Source organism: Nostoc sp., assembly GCF_036918015.1.
GTDB lineage: Bacteria > Cyanobacteriota > Cyanobacteriia > Cyanobacteriales > Nostocaceae > Nostoc.
The window spans coordinates 107449-126841 of sequence record NZ_JBALEO010000060.1; the positions used below are offsets into that span (position 1 = coordinate 107449).

General features: G+C 41.6%; 17 protein-coding genes, 1 pseudogene and 1 CRISPR repeat array. Of the genes and pseudogenes, 8 read left to right on the forward strand and 10 right to left on the reverse strand.

Going from position 1 to position 19393, the window contains the following annotated elements:
• Positions 1-21: 21 nt before the first annotated feature.
• Together V7K61_RS14240 and hetF are read left to right on the forward strand one after the other, a co-directional pair.
• The gene (locus V7K61_RS14240) at positions 22-219 is read left to right on the forward strand and encodes a hypothetical protein (protein WP_335053927.1); all 198 of its coding nucleotides are present in this window, start codon (positions 22-24) and stop codon (positions 217-219) included.
• A gap of 1015 nt (positions 220-1234) precedes the next feature.
• Positions 1235-3739: a cell division protein HetF gene (hetF, locus tag V7K61_RS14245; RefSeq protein WP_335053929.1), complete on the forward strand. Its 2505-nt coding sequence runs from the start codon at positions 1235-1237 to the stop codon at positions 3737-3739.
• Positions 3740-3809: 70 nt separating this feature from the next.
• Here hetF and V7K61_RS14250 read toward each other — a convergent pair whose 3' ends face one another.
• From V7K61_RS14250 to V7K61_RS14270, 5 genes and pseudogenes are all read right to left on the reverse strand, one after another.
• Positions 3810-4376 carry an antibiotic biosynthesis monooxygenase gene (locus V7K61_RS14250; RefSeq protein ID WP_334715925.1) on the reverse strand — a complete coding sequence of 189 codons (567 nt, stop codon included), beginning with the start codon at positions 4374-4376 and terminating at the stop codon, positions 3810-3812.
• A 148-nt stretch (positions 4377-4524) separates the two neighbouring features.
• Entirely contained in the window at positions 4525-5442 is a 918-nt protein-coding gene (locus tag V7K61_RS14255) for an SMP-30/gluconolactonase/LRE family protein (protein WP_335053931.1), read from the reverse strand.
• Between the two features lie 103 nt (positions 5443-5545).
• Positions 5546-5797 (reverse strand): annotated as a pseudogene (locus V7K61_RS14260) (SDR family NAD(P)-dependent oxidoreductase); the annotation flags it as partial.
• Positions 5798-5973: 176 nt separating this feature from the next.
• A CRISPR array of direct repeats spans positions 5974-7322; the repeat unit is 37 nt; unit sequence GTTTCAATCCCTAATAGGGATTTTGATGAATTGCAAT.
• 399 nt (positions 7323-7721) lie between these two features.
• Positions 7722-8039 (reverse strand): hypothetical protein, encoded by a 318-nt coding sequence (locus V7K61_RS14265; RefSeq protein WP_335053935.1) that lies wholly within the window; start codon positions 8037-8039, stop codon positions 7722-7724.
• Positions 8040-8442: 403 nt separating this feature from the next.
• Entirely contained in the window at positions 8443-9279 is an 837-nt protein-coding gene (locus V7K61_RS14270; protein ID WP_335054116.1) for a prephenate/arogenate dehydrogenase, read from the reverse strand.
• A gap of 70 nt (positions 9280-9349) precedes the next feature.
• On the opposite strand from V7K61_RS14270, the gene V7K61_RS14275 reads away from it, so the two are divergent.
• The 3 genes from V7K61_RS14275 (at position 9350) to V7K61_RS14285 (ending at position 12556) form a co-directional block, all read left to right on the forward strand.
• Entirely contained in the window at positions 9350-10921 is a 1572-nt protein-coding gene (locus V7K61_RS14275; RefSeq protein WP_335054118.1) for a pentapeptide repeat-containing protein, read from the forward strand.
• Positions 10922-11002: 81 nt separating this feature from the next.
• On the forward strand, positions 11003-11596 hold the full coding sequence (locus tag V7K61_RS14280) for a DUF1517 domain-containing protein (RefSeq protein WP_334715927.1): 594 nt from the start codon (positions 11003-11005) through the stop codon (positions 11594-11596).
• 69 nt (positions 11597-11665) lie between these two features.
• On the forward strand, positions 11666-12556 hold the full coding sequence (locus tag V7K61_RS14285; RefSeq protein WP_335053937.1) for a hypothetical protein: 891 nt from the start codon (positions 11666-11668) through the stop codon (positions 12554-12556).
• Between the two features lie 129 nt (positions 12557-12685).
• Here V7K61_RS14285 and V7K61_RS14290 read toward each other — a convergent pair whose 3' ends face one another.
• Positions 12686-12964, reverse strand: a complete 279-nt coding sequence (locus tag V7K61_RS14290; RefSeq protein ID WP_335053939.1) for a hypothetical protein — start codon at positions 12962-12964, stop codon at positions 12686-12688.
• Between the two features lie 164 nt (positions 12965-13128).
• Here V7K61_RS14290 and V7K61_RS14295 point away from each other — a divergent pair, with 164 nt between their 5' ends.
• Complete coding sequence (locus V7K61_RS14295; RefSeq protein ID WP_335053941.1) at positions 13129-13260, forward strand: hypothetical protein; 132 nt, start codon at positions 13129-13131, stop codon at positions 13258-13260.
• Positions 13261-13323: 63 nt separating this feature from the next.
• On the opposite strand, the gene V7K61_RS14300 is transcribed toward V7K61_RS14295, so the two are convergent.
• The gene (locus V7K61_RS14300; protein WP_334875058.1) at positions 13324-14097 is read right to left on the reverse strand and encodes a hypothetical protein; all 774 of its coding nucleotides are present in this window, start codon (positions 14095-14097) and stop codon (positions 13324-13326) included.
• Positions 14098-14450: 353 nt separating this feature from the next.
• Here V7K61_RS14300 and V7K61_RS14305 point away from each other — a divergent pair, with 353 nt between their 5' ends.
• Positions 14451-15140, forward strand: a complete 690-nt coding sequence (locus V7K61_RS14305) for a hypothetical protein (RefSeq protein WP_335053943.1) — start codon at positions 14451-14453, stop codon at positions 15138-15140.
• A gap of 10 nt (positions 15141-15150) precedes the next feature.
• On the opposite strand, the gene V7K61_RS14310 is transcribed toward V7K61_RS14305, so the two are convergent.
• Positions 15151-15558: a hypothetical protein gene (locus tag V7K61_RS14310; RefSeq protein WP_335054120.1), complete on the reverse strand. Its 408-nt coding sequence runs from the start codon at positions 15556-15558 to the stop codon at positions 15151-15153.
• Positions 15559-15625: 67 nt separating this feature from the next.
• Here V7K61_RS14310 and V7K61_RS14315 point away from each other — a divergent pair, with 67 nt between their 5' ends.
• On the forward strand, positions 15626-16291 hold the full coding sequence (locus tag V7K61_RS14315) for a class I SAM-dependent methyltransferase (RefSeq protein WP_335053945.1): 666 nt from the start codon (positions 15626-15628) through the stop codon (positions 16289-16291).
• A gap of 60 nt (positions 16292-16351) precedes the next feature.
• Here V7K61_RS14315 and V7K61_RS14320 read toward each other — a convergent pair whose 3' ends face one another.
• Together V7K61_RS14320 and V7K61_RS14325 are read right to left on the reverse strand one after the other, a co-directional pair.
• Positions 16352-18028, reverse strand: coding sequence for a fasciclin domain-containing protein (locus V7K61_RS14320; RefSeq protein ID WP_335053947.1), 1677 nt, complete (start codon positions 18026-18028; stop codon positions 16352-16354).
• 738 nt (positions 18029-18766) lie between these two features.
• On the reverse strand, positions 18767-19234 hold the full coding sequence (locus tag V7K61_RS14325) for a GNAT family N-acetyltransferase (protein WP_335053949.1): 468 nt from the start codon (positions 19232-19234) through the stop codon (positions 18767-18769).
• Positions 19235-19393 lie beyond the last annotated feature (159 nt).

Genomic DNA, 19393 nt, shown 5'->3' on the forward strand with positions numbered 1-19393 from the left:
ATTAAATTAGGGTTGATGGTAATGTCTACGATGTACTGTGAAGCTCGTACCTCTATGGAGAAGCAAGCTACGCGTAGCATCTCTGAGAGAAAAAGACTCGCTAATATCTCTCTACCAGACACATTTGCGATCGCGATTGGTAAGGCAACTAGTAGAAAAAATTCCCAGTGGGTGTTAACCTATCAGGGGAGTGAGTTATCAGGGTCAGTTATTTTTTAAATAAAAAAACCCCCAGTGGGTGTTAGCCTACTAGGGGAGTGAGTTATCAGGGTGCATCTACCAATAATCTTTTCTAGGGGTAGCCAGCATCTTCCGGGAAAAATGAATTAAATAAGAGGCGATGTCTACGATGGGCTGTAAAGCTCGTAGTCTTATGGAGAAGCAAGCTACCTATAGCTTCTCTGAGAGGAAAAGACTCGCTAACATTTCTTAACTAGACGCATTTGCGATCGCTATCGGTGACGCAACTAAAAAAAACTCCCAGTGGGTGTTAACCAACCAGGGGAGTGAGTTATCAGGGTGCATCTACCAATAATCTTTTCTAAAATAAAAGGGTCGCTACCGGATAAATTAGCAGAGGTTGAAGTTGTTACTATTTGTCGATCGAAGAAAAACCTCAGAGGGGTTAGTTATCAGGATAGACCTACCAATTAAACGATCGGTGCGCTGCTTTACAAAATGGGTGTGTCAGGGTTAATCAATAGGACTCAATTTTCATAAAAAAACCCCCAGTGGGCGTTAGCCAACGAGGGGAGCTAGTTATCAGGGTGCATCTACCACTTAAATGTTCTAGGTTTAACCACCATGCTCCGGATAAATTTATGAGAAAATTGATTGTTATCGTGTGTCAAAAAAACCAAAGTGGATATTAACTCAATTAGGGGAGTTAAAGATCGAGGGACATCCATCTATTAATCAAGTATTCTAGAATTAAGCACTCTTTTCTGGTAGAGAATATCTGCGTCAGAAGTTGCTGTTGTTTGCCAAAAATAAAAAAAACCCCCAGTGGGTGTTAGCCAGCTAGGGGAGTTGAAGATCAAGGTGCATCTACCAATTAAGTGTTCTAGACCCAAGTAATCCGATCCGGATAAAGTTGTAAAGGCAGGAAAAACCAAAACAGCGCGGAATCAGAAACATTCAGGGGCAGGATGCATCTAAATTATCAGAGAGAGCGAAAAATCGACTTGAAACTTTCGCGTTTCAAACCAGATTCAGGAGGCGGACAGGAGAAGTTGTGACCCAGGAATTCCATATTTCCGTAACCCCAGTAGGGCAAAATGACTACTTGGTGCGGACGGAACAAGTCGCGCCTGGGGTACCATTGGCAGAAGAATTGGTGACTTGGCCTATAGCTGATTGGTTAATGGCTGCTGGGCATTTGATGAATGACCCGTTGAATTCGGTGTTGCAAGGAGATCCATTTACCTCTGGCGGGCATGAAAGCGATATCGCCAGAAACTCTGTGAATTTGGTGGCGTTGGGTCAACAATTTTATAACGCCCTATTTCAAGGCACTCTCAGAGATAGTTGGATTACTGCCCAAGGTATTGCCCAGAACCATCAACAAGTGCTGCGGTTACGCTTGGGGCTAAAAGACACTAGGTTAGCTCGTTTGCCTTGGGAAGTGATGCACGCAGGCGATCGCCCTTTGGCCACTGGGCCTTATGTGGCTTTTTCTCGCTTCCAAAGTGGAATTTCGGGGGCTTCTCCTTTGCGCTCGCCAAATATGCCCACACCACAAGAACAAGGTGGTGTCAGAGTCTTGATGGTAATTGCTTCTCCCTCAGATCAAGTCCGTCTTGACTTACAGAAACAAGAAGCAATTAAACTGCAAGCAGAACTTCACCGTCAAACGTCACGACTTGGTGAAAGTCGCAATCGTTTCCCCGAAATTGAACTCACTGTATTAGACCAACCAGGACGGGAAGAACTGACGCAAGCCCTAGAACAAGGCAGATACCACGTTCTCCACTACTCTGGTCATAGTAACTTAGGCGCAAATGGCGGAGAAATTTATCTTGTTAGTCGCAGAACTGGCTTAACGGAAATCTTAACTGGGGACGATTTGGCAGGTTTGCTCGTCAACAATAATATCCAAATGGCAGTGTTTAATTCCTGCTTGGGGGCATACACAGCAGCCTCCAATCCCTCTGGAGATACTGGCGAACGAAACTTAGCGGAAAGTCTCGTGAAGCGGGGAATTAGAAGCGTTTTGGCGATGTCAGAACGGATTCCCGATGAAGTGGCGTTGACGCTCACACAATTGTTTTACCGCAACTTAAGTCAGGGATATCCAGTAGATTTGTGTGTAAGTCGGGTGCGCCAAGGATTAATTTCTGCCTATGGTTCTCTCCAGATGTACTGGGCATTACCGATTTTATATCTCCAGCCAGAATTTGACGGTTTTTTAAGTCAGGAAACTGAGGCATCTGCAAGTAGGGAGTCGCTGAATCAGTATAGTTCGCCTTTAGGGGCAACTTCCACGATGTACCCTGGTATACCTGATGATAGCGAGATGCCTTTAGGAATGGAAGACATGATTCCTAGTGGTTTGACGCGGGACTCTTCTGGGTTGGATTGGCTGGGTGAAGATACTTGGGGCGATCTGGTTGATGAAATTGAGTATGATGACCCAAGCTATGAAGAAGATTCTGCGATAGTTTCGGATTTGTTTCGTCAGTTAGATAACCAAAAACCTCCAACTGAACCGGATCAGCAAATTCGCGAAAATAGTCTTCACCAAAGCCAGATTTCAGAGGAAATGACTTCTTCAGAAGAGTCAGCAGATTTGTGGGGAGAAGTTCCACCACCGCCACCTGCAACTCCTGGAAACCTTGAAGAAAATAGGCAAAATTCTAATTTTTCGCTATCACAACCACCCCCGCCAAGAAATCGTACCCGTCGCCGCCAGCTGTGGCCCATTGTCGGCGTTGTGGGAATCAGTGCGATCGCCGCGGCGATCGGTTTAAATTGGTGGTGGCAAAATCGCCCCCAAGCACTGCCTAAAATACCAGAAATTCCCACCCAATCTCTACCTGATTCTCGACCGATTCAAAAACAGGGAAATATCGATTTAGGAATAGAAGCAACTGGAATTGTCACCGCTACTGCTACGGAAAAATTGAGCCAGGGTGACTTGCAAGGTGGGCTATTGGCTGTAGAAGAACTACTGAATCGGGGCGCACTGGCTGCGGCTGAAACTTCCTTAAAACTAATTCCCAGTAAACAAGCTGACGATCCATCTGTGAATTTTTACAAGGGACGATTGGCGTGGCAGTCTATCCAAACTGGAGACAATAACTATAGCGTCGATGATGCCCGTCGTTATTGGGAAACTGCTGCCAAAGCTAAACCCGAATCGCTTTTGTATAATAACGCTTTGGGATTTGCTTACTACACAGAAGGCAATCTGAATCGCGCCAATGATTCTTGGTTCAAGGCTTTGAATTTAGCACTCAAAGAACAGAACACAAATTCAACATCCAGAAATACAGCAGTTCCTCAAGATGCTTTAACTTCTTATGCTGGTTTAGCTCTTGGATTGTATAAATCTGCACTTAGTCAATCTAATGGAAAGCAGACGCAATATTTGAATGAAGCGATCAAGTTGCGGCAAACGGTTCTCAAGTCCGATCGAGAAAATTTCCAGGTAGATAAATTAACTAAAAATTGGCTGTGGACGGAGAAGGCGATTGAAGATTGGCGATCGCTCCTTCAGCAAAAAGGTGAAGAACAGTAATATATTGTGATGGCGCGATCGCTGTGATGATTGTCTTGGGATCTGAAATAGGGTTAGTTCGGCTTTATTCCTAAATTTTTCGTGATTTAGGATATAGCCAAAAGCTAAACAAGCGGCTAACTCTCGGCATGACAACATAGGTTAAGAGCAAAACCATAGTAATCGTTATAATCAACGAAATAATCAAGGGTGGTAAAGCACGAATTAGGGGTACTAAGAACGTATTCAATAAATTAATCAACACATATACAGCTCCCCAAGTTAGCAAGGCTGTTTTATAGCGCGGTGGAGTTTTTAAGGGTTGACCGGGAAGAGAAAACCAAGCTTCTAATCCACTAATTTTTTGAACATAAGGATCGGATTCAACCAAATGCTTACCTTGATTGAGCAAATGTTCGCGATCGCGCGATGTCATCCACACTTCTAAATTTTCATAATTGTCAAATCGGAAGATAATCACATATTCATTTCGCACCCCAAGTTGGGGGCAAATCACATTTGTTCCCATGTGACCCACGTAAGTTCTGGAAACCCTGGTAATCTCTTTCAACCAAGCTTCGTAAGCGGTTTCGCATCCAGGTTTGACAAGTTGTGTAATGACCACGGTTACAAATTGATCGTTCTGTTCTATCTCCATTATTTATGCCAATCAATTTTGGATTTTAGATTTTTTCACGTAGTTTATCAATTTCAGAGTAAGTATAAATTTGCTTGCTGTGAAACATTTATAAATTTGGGATTTTCAATTGAAAATCCCAAATTTAAAATCTAAAATTCGGTCACGCTCAAGCCAAGGGGTATCCAGGTTTTCCAACTTCAAGCCGAACAACATTAGCAGGAACGACACCAGTGGGTGGAGGTAAAAACATTCCACCATTAGTCACAACATAAATTGCGGTGCGATCGCTCTGTGTTTGACCAAAAGCCACGGCTGTGCTACCAATTACACCTTGCTCGGCTTGAGCAATAATAGTAGTACTGCGATCGCTGGCAATTCGCACTACACTGTTGTATATGTGGGTTGCTCCATAAAGATTGCCTTCCACGTCAAAGGCGAAGTCATCAATATTTGTTTGCTCTGCAAAAATTTCCGGCTCACCTGGTCGATTTGCGGTATCAACGGGAATCCGCAACAGCAACATTTTTTCCGTATTTGAAACGTAGAGGAAATCATCAAAACGCTTCAAACCATTTGCAGCCGGAATAATATTTTCCGAATTGCTACGAGCAAGCATTGGATGTTCTAGCCAAATTGAGGCGCGAGGTTGAGCGATATCAATCAGCCAAATTGCACCCCGATAAGAATCTGCTGTTAAATACTGAGTGTTAGAAAGGGGAGTGATGCCATTGAGAAATATTGCATCTGGCAGTTTCAGCAAGGTTTCCACTGTCCCATCATTGGCTACTAAAGAAACCACTGGTATAGAATCAGCATTCCAGCCTGTTGCCACTAAACCCCCGTTGGCAGTGAAAGCAAGACCACTTACTTTGCCTTCAACAGTGGCATGAATCTGCTGATTGCCATCTGGATTAATACGAACAATCTGGCCAACTTCGTGATTAGTTACAAATATTGTGCTATCTGGTGCGATTGCTAGATTTTCTAAAAAAGTATTGATGGGGAATGAGGTAACAACTTTAGCTGGTGCTAATTCAATGATTGTATCTACGTAAATAGGCGGTAAAACTGCGGAATTTCCCATATTAACCTACCACTGTAATTGAATCGGGCCACCAAACTTTCGCATCTCTGCAAAAAATAGTCCTTGCGCTCCTCCATCGGGAAGTGTTGCCAAATAAACAGCTGTCTACTTTACCGTAAGTTTCACGCAACCAGTCGGTAAACTGCTGCACGCTTCCATCATTGGTAACATCCAGCTTGTGATAGTCAATATCAAGCCCTTCACTGGATAACTGCTGCTTGGCAGCAAGACCATCTGTTTCATTACGACTCGTCAGAATTACGCGGTTGCCAATTTGGGATAATTGACGGGAAATGGCATATCCTAGCCCTCGGTTACTTCCTGTGACTACAGCAATCCTTTTTTGAGTCGTCATTTTATGACCTTCAAACTGCTTTTAAGTTTACTGTACTGAGATGTTGTAAATTAAGCAAATTGATTTTAGCAATGTATTTTAGGGTTTATATATTGACAATAAATACAAAATATGAGTTGGGTTAAAGATGAATTGCAATCTTGGCGGCCTTTAATATATGAGGCGATATCAACAATGTTTCAATCCCTAATAGGGATTTTGATGAATTGCAATTACAACTTTTAGTTAAAGCACTTGAGCGCATATTTGTTTCAATCCCTAATAGGGATTTTGATGAATTGCAATTTGGGTCGCGTCAGTCCGACAAACAATTTTATGTTTATGTTTCAATCCCTAATAGGGATTTTGATGAATTGCAATTCATCAGTACCGGGAATTGAGCCACCCAGTAGACGTTTCAATCCCTAATAGGGATTTTGATGAATTGCAATCTGAAGACAAGGAAGGTCTGTTCTGATGTGCAATTGTGTTTCAATCCCTAATAGGGATTTTGATGAATTGCAATCCATGAACTCGTTTTACGATCGCAAGTGCTTTGTGGTTTCAATCCCTAATAGGGATTTTGATGAATTGCAATTATATAAAGCTAGATTGTTTCTTCTATAATTATTAGTTTCAATCCCTAATAGGGATTTTGATGAATTGCAATCCAGTACTTTTTCGTAAAATGTATCAATCATTGATTCTGTGTTTCAATCCCTAATAGGGATTTTGATGAATTGCAATTCCTCCTCCGTCTGCGTCGTCCGGTTGGCAACGATGCTAAGTTTCAATCCCTAATAGGGATTTTGATGAATTGCAATAATTAAGTAGTTTAGATAAAAGCAGAATCGATTCTGTTTCAATCCCTAATAGGGATTTTGATGAATTGCAATAAAGGTCAGCCCTGGCACGCCTGTTCCCAATTCTGTTTCAATCCCTAATAGGGATTTTGATGAATTGCAATTCTGCATTACTTTGCGGTCATGCTTAAGGGGTCGTTTCAATCCCTAATAGGGATTTTGATGAATTGCAATGCTGCGTCTTGTACGCTTTGGTGCAGGCTCTACGTTTCAATCCCTAATAGGGATTTTGATGAATTGCAATAACGGGTATTTTCACAATTGGGTTATGTAAAGGTCTGTTTCAATCCCTAATAGGGATTTTGATGAATTGCAATTCCGCGTAATTCGCGTATGTCCTCTTGTATTGAAGTGGTTTCAATCCCTAATAGGGATTTTGATGAATTGCAATTTAGCGCCTGAGAGGTTAGCGCCTGAGAGAAAATAACCGTTTCAATCCCTAATAGGGATTTTGATGAATTGCAATGGGTTCTATCTAATGTGCTTATCGCTTTCTCGGCAGGTTTCAATCCCTAATAGGGATTTTGATGAATTGCAATACTGTTACCGTTGGCAGAGATGAAATTTGGTATAGTTTCAATCCCTAATAGGGATTTTGATGAATTGCAATAAGTATTTTTTTGAGCCAGACATCTAAGTAGCCCTTGTTTCAATCCCTAATAGGGATTTTGATGAATTGCAATAGCGGGAGCCTGAAAGCCAAGCTATATTTAGTTTTCAAGGTGCGGTTGCGCGATTCTGGAGCAATCATAGCATTAGAGAATTCCTTTGGGAAGAGTGCCGGGAAAAGTTAAAGGCTGACATCCTAGTTTTTGTAAGCATTTCAGAGATTGCGCGGATGATAATTGGGTGATGAGTGGGGTGAAATGCTTGCTGGTATTGAGATAGAAGCATTTTTTTGGGGCTATGGAATTTGTACACCTACCCATTCGCGCATTTTACATACAGAAACTCTGTGAGATATGCGATCGCTAAAAATAATCTAATGGTGATGGGGGGCGCGATCGCTGCCTTCGGAGCCAGAAATCTCAGTCTTTAAATGCTTATAGCCTCCCACATCACACACAACAACACTTGTAATGTTAGTCTTGAGGCTCCTCAGAGATAGATTCTGATTCGGTTTCAAGTTCTTCTGTTTGAACTTTAGGGGCTGGAGGTTTAACCGGTTTTGGGCCACGCGCTAGTGCAGGATTTGTCGGTTGTCTGCCTTCATCCCTATATGACGATCCTTTTTTTCCTTTGTCAGACGAGCGTTGGCGCAGCCCGCCTTCGGCATCGCGACTCGGTTTTGAGCTTTTGGGGTTGGATTCAATAGGGGTTACAGAATCCGTATTTTCGGAATTGCTTTCAGTGCTTCCTTGAGACTGACGTTCCGATTTCTTAATTGGACGTTCTACCATTGTTGATTTTTGTAAATTTATCTGTATGGTACATCGGTTTGGTGACTGTCAGACTGTTAAGTAGCATTTTTAAAGATTTTATTAGACCTCTTGCAAAAGTTCCTAACACCCCACCCCCAACTTGACCACTAAAACAGCAATAAATTATTTACTTGACCTCTTGCAAAAGTCCCTAACACCCCACCCCCAACCCCTCCCCGCAAGCGGGGAGGGGAGACAAAGCATAGCTTTGGCGGGGTGGGGTTCTTGATTATTTTTGATTTATGCAAGAGGTCTATTGTTGGAATTTCTGAGTAGCTGTGGAGAGTTGTTTTGACAAAAAAGCAGCCAACAAACTTTATTAATTAACTCACTAAATTAAAAAATGGGTGCGTTATCCATAGCTAAACGCACCCGACAACTATCAAACAAAATCAGGTCGTGCCTGTTGCCTTGATTTGAACTTTTCCTCTAAAACTGCCCAATTTTCTTGCTCAATTAAGTTAGTCAACTCATCGAGGTTTTGACGATATTGTTGCAGCGATCGCAGCAATGCTTGACGATTATACCGCGCCATCATCACGCCCAACTCTGGATTCCCGCCACCCACACGACTAGTATCTCGAAAACCTGAACTAGCTAACTTTTGGGCTAATTGCAAAACATCGGGGTCTGTTTCGCTCAAACAAGCCGCAATCAACGAGGAACTGACCATTACAGGTAAATGGGAAATCCAACTCACAGCGCGATCGTGTTGCTCTGGTTGACAATAATAGATATTAGCTCCCAGCGATCGCACAATTTCTTCCACAACTGTAATTGCACTAGTTGGGGTTGTAGTTATCGGTGTTAATACATAAGGTTTATCAACAAATAAATCTCGCTGTGCAGCTTCTATCCCACTGTCTGTTCTGCCCGCCATTGGATGACCACCAATAAAATTATCCCAAAGGGGAGTAATATCCTTAACTATCTGTGCTTTCGCCGAACCCACATCAGTCACAACTGTAGCAGTAGACAAATGAGCGACTAACTGTTCAAATTGGGGCACAATAAGGGCTAGAGGTGTACAAATAAATACAACTTCTGCGGCTGCTAATAGGCTCAGATCGACTGATGCTTCATCAACACTGCCGAGGGTAACTGCCTTTTGACAGGTTGCTTCACGGCGACTAACTCCTAAGATATGATGTCCTTGCGATCGCAAATCAAAACCCAAAGATCCGCCAATCAGTCCCAATCCTAAAATTCCAATATTCATTTTTGATTTTGACATTCCGTTTTTTATGACTTTACCAACTATTAAAGTTGGCATCCAAGGGGTAGCATCGATGACTGTAGAGGAATTACTGGAACAATACGCAGCAGGAGTCTTAAACTTTAGTGGTGTTGACCTCCCAGAAGCCAATCTGAGTGGAGTAAAACTCAGTGGTGTAAATCTGAGCGATGCTAATTTGAGTATAGTCAACCTGAGTGGCGCGAATCTGAGTGAAGCTAACTTGAGCAATGCCAAGCTGAATGTAGCTAGACTGAGTGGCGCGAATCTATGCAGCGCCATCCTCAACAACGCCAGTCTCAACGTCGCTAATTTGATTCGAGCGGATCTAAGCCGCGCTCAACTCAGAGGAGCCTCATTAATCCGCGCCGAGTTAATTCGTGCCGATCTCAGTCGCGCTGATTTATTGGAAGCTGACCTCACCGGTGCTGATTTGCGAGAGGCGACACTCCGCCAAGCAAATCTCCGTCACGCTAACTTAAGTGAGACTGTCTTGAGAGGTGCTTCTTTAACTGGAGCAAACTTTGAGATGGCTAACTTAAACGCCAGCGATCTTAGTCGTTCTGACTTGAGTGGTGCAAATTTGCGAGATGCCGAACTCAGACAAGCCAATTTCAGCCATGCTAACTTGAGCGGGGCAGATTTGAGTGGGGCAAATCTTCGATGGGCAGATTTTAGCGGCGCAAATCTCCGATGGGCAGATTTGAGCGGTGCAAAATTGAGCGGGGCTGATTTAATTGGTGCAGATTTAAGCAATGCCAATTTAACAAATACAAGTTTAGTCCACGCCAATTTAACTCAGGCAAAATTAATTAGGGCAGAATGGATCGGTGCTGACTTAACAGGAGCAACTTTAACGGGAGCCAAGCTTTATGCCACTTCCAGATTTGGTTTAAAAACCGAAGGCATGGTTTGTGAATGGGTCGATCTTAGCCCAAATGGCGATCGCTCCATTGTCCAAAACTTCCATTCTGAAGAGTCACGAGATTTTTTTAACGAAACACCGCCAACAATTCGGATTATTGTTGATGCAGCCTTAGAACACGAAGCCAATTTTGCGATCGCTGGCGCTTACTACCAAATTGCTCAAGAATATCGAGGGCTGAAACAACCTCCAAGCATCGAAAGTAGCCGTCGCCGAACTATTTTCACCTTTCATGTAGATAGCGACGAAGCATTATTTCTCACTGCTTACATCGTCATTCTTCCCTTTCTAGATGCAGCATCTACGCAAAAGAATATTTCCAGTATAGTGGAAATGATTAATAGTGAAGTTGTTACAAACCAAAACTTAAAACCGCTAAAATCGCCTCATATAGTGAAACAATTAAATACTCTTTTAGAACAAGCGATAAATCAGGCTACAACAATTAAACAGACGAAAAAAAATATCGAAGTAGCCGCAAAGTTAAATTTTTGTAAAGCCCCAACTCAAATAGTTTTAACGAATTCCAGCGCCCACACCTTGATTGTTTATGACCATCCCAACTTTGGAAAAAGATTTATTAATCGTTCTGTTCTCAATGCTTCAGCTTATGATATATCCAGTGATTCAACAAAAAATATATTACCTTCATTAGATATAATTATAGATTTTGTCAAAGGATTTCATTATATTAGTCATTAGCTATGGGACATTGGGCATTGAACTAATGACAAATGACAAATGACAAATGACAAATGACAAACAAAAATTTTGGAGGAAAAAATGAGCAATATTTTCAATAAAATGATTGGTCGAACTCGCTATGTAGTGTTTCGCCTATTTCTGCACTTAGGGGGAGGCGAAGTAGCGCCAATTTTGGGAGTATTGAATAGTGCTGGACGGGATGCGATCGATGTCGATGGCGACTTAGAAGTTTTAGGAGAAGGATTGGTAGAAATCAGCCAAACCCTGCTGCAATATGATGAATATTGGCTTTCTGCTGCTAACGAAGGTGACGTATTTTTTAATGAGGGCGAAGCGGGGGATTACGTGAATGAATTATTTACTGACTCTGCCGAAAGATATCTCAGCGAACCAAATTACAGTTCTGACTCTGGATTGAATGAACCTTTATCTATACCTGTAACCCGCAACATCATTGTGATGATTACAGTAGCTTATGAAGGAGAAGTGCCAGAATTAGAAACCGATCTTTCTAACGTTCAGGCGCTCAAGGAAGGATTGAAAGCATTGATAAATTTGCATTATAAACATAGATTAAAGGCAATCCAAGTACATTTCTCACCAGCACAGTTAGGCGATGAACTTACTAGCGATCAACTGTTGCAATATTACCCAGAATTAATTCCTTTGTAATCTGTTGGGTAGTCCGTACTTACTAATCAGATGATAAATTGTTAAGCTCAGAGATAGGACAATAATCCAATGATCATGACCATAGTGCGTAAATTTACAGCCGTTTTTTTAGCTATGAGTTTGTGCCTGACAACTGTAGCCTGTGGGGGAGGAGAGCAAAATACCACTACCCCTCCAGCTAAGAACGTTAGCCAAACTTCTACTAACACAAAGTTGAGTGATGGCGAGTATCAAATACAACAAGCTACTTATGACGATGCAAGTGGTGAGTACAACCTGTTTTTACTAAACAATAAGCCGCCAACCTTTTCAACTGAAAATTTGCAAATGGCGCGGTTAACTGACGATCAAATTAAGGAGGGTAAAAAAACCTATCTGAAGGTAGAAAAAGGACAACCGATTTTATATCTGACGGAAGACTTTAAACTTGAGTACGTCCACAACGTTACTGAGAATAAAACCAATCCCCAAACAGGACAACAAGAGACGACTGTAGTCCGTCGAGAAAATAGCTTCTGGGCACCGTTTGCTGGGTCTGTGGCTGGTAGCTTGGCGGGACAGGCAATTGGTAGTATGTTGTTTAGACCCCAATATTATGTACCCCCTGTCTATCAATCAGGACAAGGATTAAGTGGCTTCGGTGGATATGGCGGAAGCTATGGCCAAGCAGTTCAAAACTACCAAACTCGCTATAATGCGCCACCAGCAGCTGTAACAAATCGCACTGCGTTCCGCAATACAGGGACAATTAGAAGGTCATATCCTGGAAATTCAAATGTACGCAATACACCGCGTAGCACTACAGGTAATAATCGCCCTTCTGGTTCTGGTTTTGGTGGTAGCACATTGCAACCTTCTGGCAGAGCCACCTCACCTAGACGCAATTCTGGTAGTGGTTTTGGTAGTGGGCGTAGTTCATCACCCAGCCGCTCAGGTGGTTTTGGCAGCAGACGCCGTTAATCAATGCCAAGTTGAATAAATAGACTGCCTAACAAGTAAAGGTAGTTGTGCATAAAGAAGCCGGAGGGTAACAAGTCAAACCTCCGGCTTCTCTTTATATCTAAGCAATTTGCGAGGAGGAATTATTAATTATTCGGTTAAATAATATGAAATACTAAATACAAATATTGCTAAGAGAACAGGAATCATTTTACTAAAGTCTATTCGCTTTTGTTGAACCATTTCTAAACAAGACATCGGAATCATCAGAGGCCAGAAGATAGTTGTCACCACAAACATCACAACCGATAAAAATTTATCTTCTGGATTGGAAGCAGGATGACGTAGGGAAAATATTAACCAATTAGTTAAAAAATAGAATGTCATTAATAAGTAGCCAATAGTTAAAGTCAGTTGTATCTGATTCACTGTGAGTACTCCTGAAGTTATGTGAGCTTCACCAAACATCATCCGTACAAAGTTATAACATATACAATCAGAATCTCACCCGATCTTTCCTGACGCAAACACGGGGTGAGGTTGAAAAATGTACTTCATATAAATGAGAACCGCCATAGCTATTAGAGAGATGTTTGAAAAGTCCTCTTGTCGGTATCAAAAATTTTAGAGACGCGATGAATCGCCGTCTCTACAATAATCAGTTTTTTGTAGAGACGGCGATTTATCGCGTCTTTGTGATGATTTATCGCATCTTTGCGATCTAGAATTTTCATCAAGTGCCTAAAGTCACAGCGAAACACTTTTCAAACAACCTCTTAAAGCAATAATTAAGCGGTCTTAAAAAATCGAATAATTTCGCGGACATGATCGAGAAATTGCCCGTCGGTGGAAAGTTGCGCGATCGCATTTCTGGCTTCTCTCCCCAAACGCTCATGTTCTGTTTGATTTGTCGCCCGTAATTCTTCTAAATTAGCTGCAATCCGGGCTAAATCTCTGCGAGTTTCTTCAGCAAAACGTTGTTGAGTTGCGGATAAGGAATAGGGTTGTTCAGGATTAAGCTGATCTTCCAATGACTGGATTTTTTGTTCCAATATAGAGAAGCGATCGCGCAGTTCAAAAATATCTTCGCGCGGATACTTCCATTCTTGGCGAATCATCGCTAACCGCGCATATAAATACTCATAAGCGCGAATCGCTGGACGCAGAATTGTTAATAACAAAGCTGCACCAGAACTTATATATCCAACTGTACTAATCCCAGTGACAGCAAGGGTATAAAGACCAACAGCAGAGAATAAGTGTAAAGCAATAGCAACCCAGAGCGATCGCTTTGCCAACAATGTGACATACTTCACTTGTTTCTCATCAACTGGAATTCCTTTCTCAGTTGATTGTGCTGCTTCTGCTAAGACTTCTTTGGCTTGAAAATGCACATTCCACGGGACGGTAACAATTACTAATAGCCACCAAAAACTAGCACCACCAATCACCCAATCAAGAAAGTTACCAGCAGGGATGTGCAACCATTGCAGTAGTCCAAAAGCCGCTAGTACCACAACCACAATTCCAGCTATGGAACTGATGAAAAAGTTAATATACATCTTGCCCTGTCTCCGGTGAAACTATACCTCGATCATGACTGTACCCTAGCAGTTATACGTAAATGCGTGTGATGGTTTTTTGAGTAGCACATATCCCACTGTGCGGAATTCAAACCTCAAAAATTTCAATTCATCAAGCAAAATTTAGATAAAACTACTATTCAGTATTGTTATCAATTGTCAACTAGCTATTGGTAGATTGACAATTTTATCTTTTATAAGATAGCTTGACGACTAACTATTTAAATATACTTACAAATAAAATAAAAATTAAACAGTAAGATTCCTGAGTTATCACTTGATACCTCACTTTCTGCCTGACTCCAGTAATTAACAATTTCTAAGAAATCCCTATGTCAATCTTTTTTTTAAATCAAAAAATTCCTAAATTCTTCACCAAATTATCAGTTTTAACAGCTAAAACTGCCTTCAGCTTAATACTATTATTCAAAATTGATTCTGCTCAAGCCTTTGCAGCTAAATTCAACATTGACCCCAGTGCAAGTTTTATTTCTTCGTATACATTTAGTCCTGATAGCGTACCTTTTTCTCTAACAGACTTGGGAATTAATTCAGGGGAAACAATTAAACTGGAACGGTTTGGCAGTTTTTCACCATTTGGCGAGCCGACTGATGAATACTTTAGTGCAATGTGGGCTACTTTCAGCACAGACAATAGATTGCTACCAAGTAGCGGAATTTATAATGGCGCAACGACTGATAGAGTTCCTGGTGCTATTAATGCAATTCTACCCAACGGTTGTCTTCCACTTCAGTGTTTAGACAATAGTATTTTTTACATATCACGTGTAGATTTTAATGGTGCTATTGTACAAGTTCCCATTGATGCAAAATTTATATTTATTGGTGCTGGTGACAGTGTATTTGATGATAATGTAGACTCGAATAAAGACTTTGCTGTAGGTATCAATTCTGTATCTACTGCTAGTGTTGATGAACCCAATTTTATGTCGGCTTTACTAGCATTTGGTGTTTATGCTACTGGTTTCCAATTCTTACGCAAACGAAAAAAAGCACTGTGATAATACAGTTTTACTCAACTAAATAGCTACGCCAAATTGATTGAGTATTTTTACTACCTTTTTCTGGAAGCAGCAATCGCCAAGTTTTACCTTCTTGCTGAATTTGCAAGTAAACGTCAAATGCTTGTTGTGGTTGCGTTAAGCGTCGTTTTGGTAGCTTAACAATCAAGTCGTAGGTTCCCCGAACGTGGAAAGCTGGTAAATTGTCAATCGTCAGGGGTTGTTCCTGGGTAATTGATAGCCGCTTGATTTCAAATCCTTGAAAATCTAAATCCAACTGTTGGCTAAGTTTTTGTTGAGTTTGTTCTAGCCCAAGTGCGATCGCTTTTTGCACTAACTCGCTAGTCGGTAGCAGTCCAATACTGCCACAAGCTGTTACTAGCACCAGTAATATTGCTGTCAAAACTAACCGCACCATGTTATTCCTGAGATTCCACTTATCAGCGATAGTATAACTGTAGATTCTCTCAATTCTCTCATCTACCATGCCAAAACAGTCTATAGGTCTTGATAATCAACTCTACAATTATCTTTTATCCGTTTCGCTGCGAGAACCAGAAATTCTTGAAAAATTGCGCCAAGAAACCGCCAATCATCCCCGGAGTGGAATGCAGATTTCACCAGAACAAGGGCAGTTTATGAGCCTTCTGGTACAGTTAATTGGAGCGAAGAAAACCCTAGAAGTTGGAGTGTTTACGGGTTATAGCTCACTTTCTGTAGCTTTGGCACTACCGGCTGATGGGAAGATTATTGCTTGTGATGTGAGTGAAGAATTTACTGCGATCGCTCGGCGATATTGGCAAGAAGCTGGGGTTGCCAATAAAATCGATCTACGATTGGCACCAGCTTTGGAAACTTTAGATCGGCTATTGGCAACTGGGCAAGCCGAAACTTTTGATTTTGCCTTTATTGATGCTGATAAAGAAAATTATGATGGATATTATGAGCGATCGCTGCAATTAGTGCGTCCAGGTGGATTGATTGCGATCGATAATGTTTTATGGTCTGGACAAGTAGCTGATGAGCAAAATCAAGATGAAAGCACCCAAGCAATCCGGGCGCTGAACGAGAAGTTACATCATGACGAGCGAGTTACCCTTTCCCTTGTCCCCATCGCCGATGGACTTACTTTAGCAATCAAGCGACCTTAATACACCAAGGGCGCACAGTTTAATTGTGCGCCCTTATTACACTACACGATCTACTTCTATTTACCTGAAGTTATAGCCAATTCCTAACTGTAGTCCTACATCAGTTTCATCCATAAAAGCAGCATTTACACCACCTGTTAGCGTAAGTTTAGAACCGAGAGGAACGTCTACACCACCTGTTAACAGCAATCCAATATCAGTATCAGAATTAGCTTCAATTGCTACACCAGCACCTATGTAAGGAGATATACTATAGGTTCTTTCACCCACTGAACCTGCTCTGCGAGGAGAAAAATCTAAAGTCACAGGAACTAGAAATATTGTATCGTCCCCAAAGATCACCGATGGTCGCACTGATAGATAGTTTGTCAGACCAAGTTTACTGATCACTGTAAAGTTAGTGTCGCTCAGAGCTGTATCGTTACCACTCAAACCAATGTTACCACCAACTCCGATATAGCTTCTGCCACCACGAGTACTTCTACCTACGTTAACATCAGGCGTTGTACTTCCTGTTGATGGCTGATTTAACTGACTGATGTTAACATCAGGCGGAATCAGGACTTGGTTAATTGCATGGATGACACCATTGCTAGCTTTCACGTCTGCCTGGAGAACTCTGGCATTATTGACCGAGACTTGACTGCTAGCGGAATCAATTTTAATATTTACAGGTCTTCCTTCATCGGTTGTCAATTCCCCTGCCGAGAGTTGACTAGCAGTTACCGCACCAGGAACCACATGATATCTCAAAATCTTAACTAACGCTTCTTTGTTTTCTGGTTGCTGTAACTGTTCTAAGGTAGCAGGAGGCAAAGCAGCAAATGCATCATTGGTGGGAGCAAAGACTGTATAAGGGCCAGGCTGTTGAAGAATATCTGCTAGACCGGCTGTCTTTAATAAAGAAGTCAGAGTTGTAAAAGAACTACTGGATGCTGCCAGAGAAACAATATCAGTACTTGTAGGAGTTCCAGCTACAACATACTGACTAGCTGGAAGATTGCTAGCAATCGGTTGCACCCGTCCTTGTTTCACTAAAGCTTGATATAAAAGTGCTGCGGCTTCAGCACGAGTCAAAGACTGTTGCGGATTGAGTTGTTTTACATCCGGGTAATTGACAACAAGATTACCTACTGTCGCTGCTGCCACACTGCCAACAGCATATTCTGGGATAGATGAGGCATCGTTGTAGTAAGTAGTAAGAGTACTTGTATCGCCACCAGTTAAACCTAAGCCACTACTTAAAGCAACGATCCCCTGCACTCTGGGAATTTCTTGATTTGGTCTAAACACGTTCCCAGGATAGCCTGCCAAAAATCCAGTTTCGTAGGCGTTTTGAATTGCAGCAGCTGCCCAGTAGTTAGCAGGAACATCACTAAATCCACCCGCACTTAATTGCCGAACTCGGTTTTGGGTACTGAAAGCTTTTTGAATCAAAGCAGCAAATTCAGCACGAGTCACAGGCTGATTTGGTCTATAAGTGCCATCAGGAAAGCCACTAATCACGTTATTCTCAGCTAGGGCTTGAATGAAGGGACGCGCCCAATAATCTGAGGAAACATCAGACAGGTTAACTGTTGAAGTCGGCGATGGTGTCGCAGGTAATGGTGTCGCAGATGGAACAGGAGTTTGAGATGAAGCTGGGGCAGAAATTACGATGGGGGTTATTGTAGCAGCTGTCATTCCCAGAACTAGCAAAGTAACCTTTGTTGATGACCAACGAAACAAACTAGACATGGAAATATCCTCTTTTCAATTTTTTGGGTTGACTATTGGAAAATAACTGGATGCAAGGTTAAGTGAATACAAATATCCAGATAATTATTTGGTTGCCTTGATATGCAAACCAAAATGAAACCCGTTAACTCTGGAAAGTTCAAATGTGGGACATTATGAGTAGCTGCTCTGATATCTCATAACATTTATCCAAATGTTTACCACATGTACTATCGGATTCCTATTTTTTTTTGAAGAACCGCAGATCGCACTAAAGAGAAGCAGGCATACTGTGGTCATCTCTTCTGTTGCAACAATAAAGATAATTAATGCAGGTAGGCGATTTTATCAGTTCTAAAATTGCAGTCAAGCAGTAAAATAATTGGCCTTTAATAGCCATTTCTTTATAATTGCCGACGAGGGTTCATGCCGTCAAACTTAATGTATCATGATCTTTAGCAAGATTTAAGAAATAAAATGCCTCTTTGCGATATCATGTATTATTAATCTTTGATCGAAATTATACAACTAACTCACGGCTAGATTTTAGGGAAAAACTTTCACTCTTTAGATAGTTGTCCTTGATGCTAAATTGTCAAATACTAGACTGGAGATTCGCGATCGCAATCAAAAATTTCGAGCCGGATTGCGCCAAGATTTTTGGCTAAGAATTATTTTTTTACAAAAGACTATTTTATAAAAGCGAACCCAAAGATAAACTAGGATTTTTGGAAGCTGGCTAATCTGTATCAATTTTGCTCACAACTCCTCTGGAGGTAGGGCAACAAATCCGGTTTTTAGCCCACGCTTGAATCCTGCTTTTTCATAGAAGTGCAACGTTTCCTCGTTTTTTGAGCCACTTAGAAGCATCACTTTATAGCACTGTTGCTGCCATGCTAAAGCCAAGGCATAATATAGCACTTTTGTACCAAATCCCTGTTGTCGAAAATCGAGATGGGTAACAACATTTTCAATAATGCCGTATGGACGTGCGCCACGCGTCAAGTTGGGAACAATGGTTAAATTACAGGTTGCTACTAGCTGGTTATCAACATCAGCCACGATGTAATACAAACGGGGATCGTGTAAAATCCCATCCCAGATAGATTGTAAAACATCATCAGCCGGTAGAGGTGCATCGACAGGATTTAGGTGGTTATATAAAACCAAAAGTTGGGGAAGTTCGTCGCGTGTAATCAGGCGAACGGTAATTATCGGTTTAGACAAAGCTGTATTAGGGTAATTATCCCAGGAAGTATGTTTGTTGAAGAAGAATTCAGAAGTCAGAATTCAGGAGTCAGAACTCAGGATTCAGAATGCGTAAATAAACCACCCATTCAAAACCAATGAAATGCTTACGCTGTATTAATTTTGAATTTTGTTAGC

Coding starts and splice junctions, on each gene's coding strand:
- V7K61_RS14240 (WP_335053927.1), top strand. CDS start 22: ATGTCTACGATGTACTGTGAAGCTCGTACCTCTATGGAGAAGCAAGCT.
- V7K61_RS14250 (WP_334715925.1), bottom strand. CDS start 4,376: ATGGAGATAGAACAGAACGATCAATTTGTAACCGTGGTCATTACACAA.
- V7K61_RS14255 (WP_335053931.1), bottom strand. CDS start 5,442: ATGGGAAATTCCGCAGTTTTACCGCCTATTTACGTAGATACAATCATT.
- V7K61_RS14265 (WP_335053935.1), bottom strand. CDS start 8,039: ATGGTAGAACGTCCAATTAAGAAATCGGAACGTCAGTCTCAAGGAAGC.
- V7K61_RS14270 (WP_335054116.1), bottom strand. CDS start 9,279: ATGAATATTGGAATTTTAGGATTGGGACTGATTGGCGGATCTTTGGGT.
- V7K61_RS14275 (WP_335054118.1), top strand. CDS start 9,350: ATGACTGTAGAGGAATTACTGGAACAATACGCAGCAGGAGTCTTAAAC.
- V7K61_RS14280 (WP_334715927.1), top strand. CDS start 11,003: ATGAGCAATATTTTCAATAAAATGATTGGTCGAACTCGCTATGTAGTG.
- V7K61_RS14285 (WP_335053937.1), top strand. CDS start 11,666: ATGATCATGACCATAGTGCGTAAATTTACAGCCGTTTTTTTAGCTATG.
- V7K61_RS14300 (WP_334875058.1), bottom strand. CDS start 14,097: ATGTATATTAACTTTTTCATCAGTTCCATAGCTGGAATTGTGGTTGTG.
- V7K61_RS14305 (WP_335053943.1), top strand. CDS start 14,451: ATGTCAATCTTTTTTTTAAATCAAAAAATTCCTAAATTCTTCACCAAA.
- V7K61_RS14310 (WP_335054120.1), bottom strand. CDS start 15,558: ATGGTGCGGTTAGTTTTGACAGCAATATTACTGGTGCTAGTAACAGCT.
- V7K61_RS14315 (WP_335053945.1), top strand. CDS start 15,626: ATGCCAAAACAGTCTATAGGTCTTGATAATCAACTCTACAATTATCTT.
- V7K61_RS14320 (WP_335053947.1), bottom strand. CDS start 18,028: ATGTCTAGTTTGTTTCGTTGGTCATCAACAAAGGTTACTTTGCTAGTT.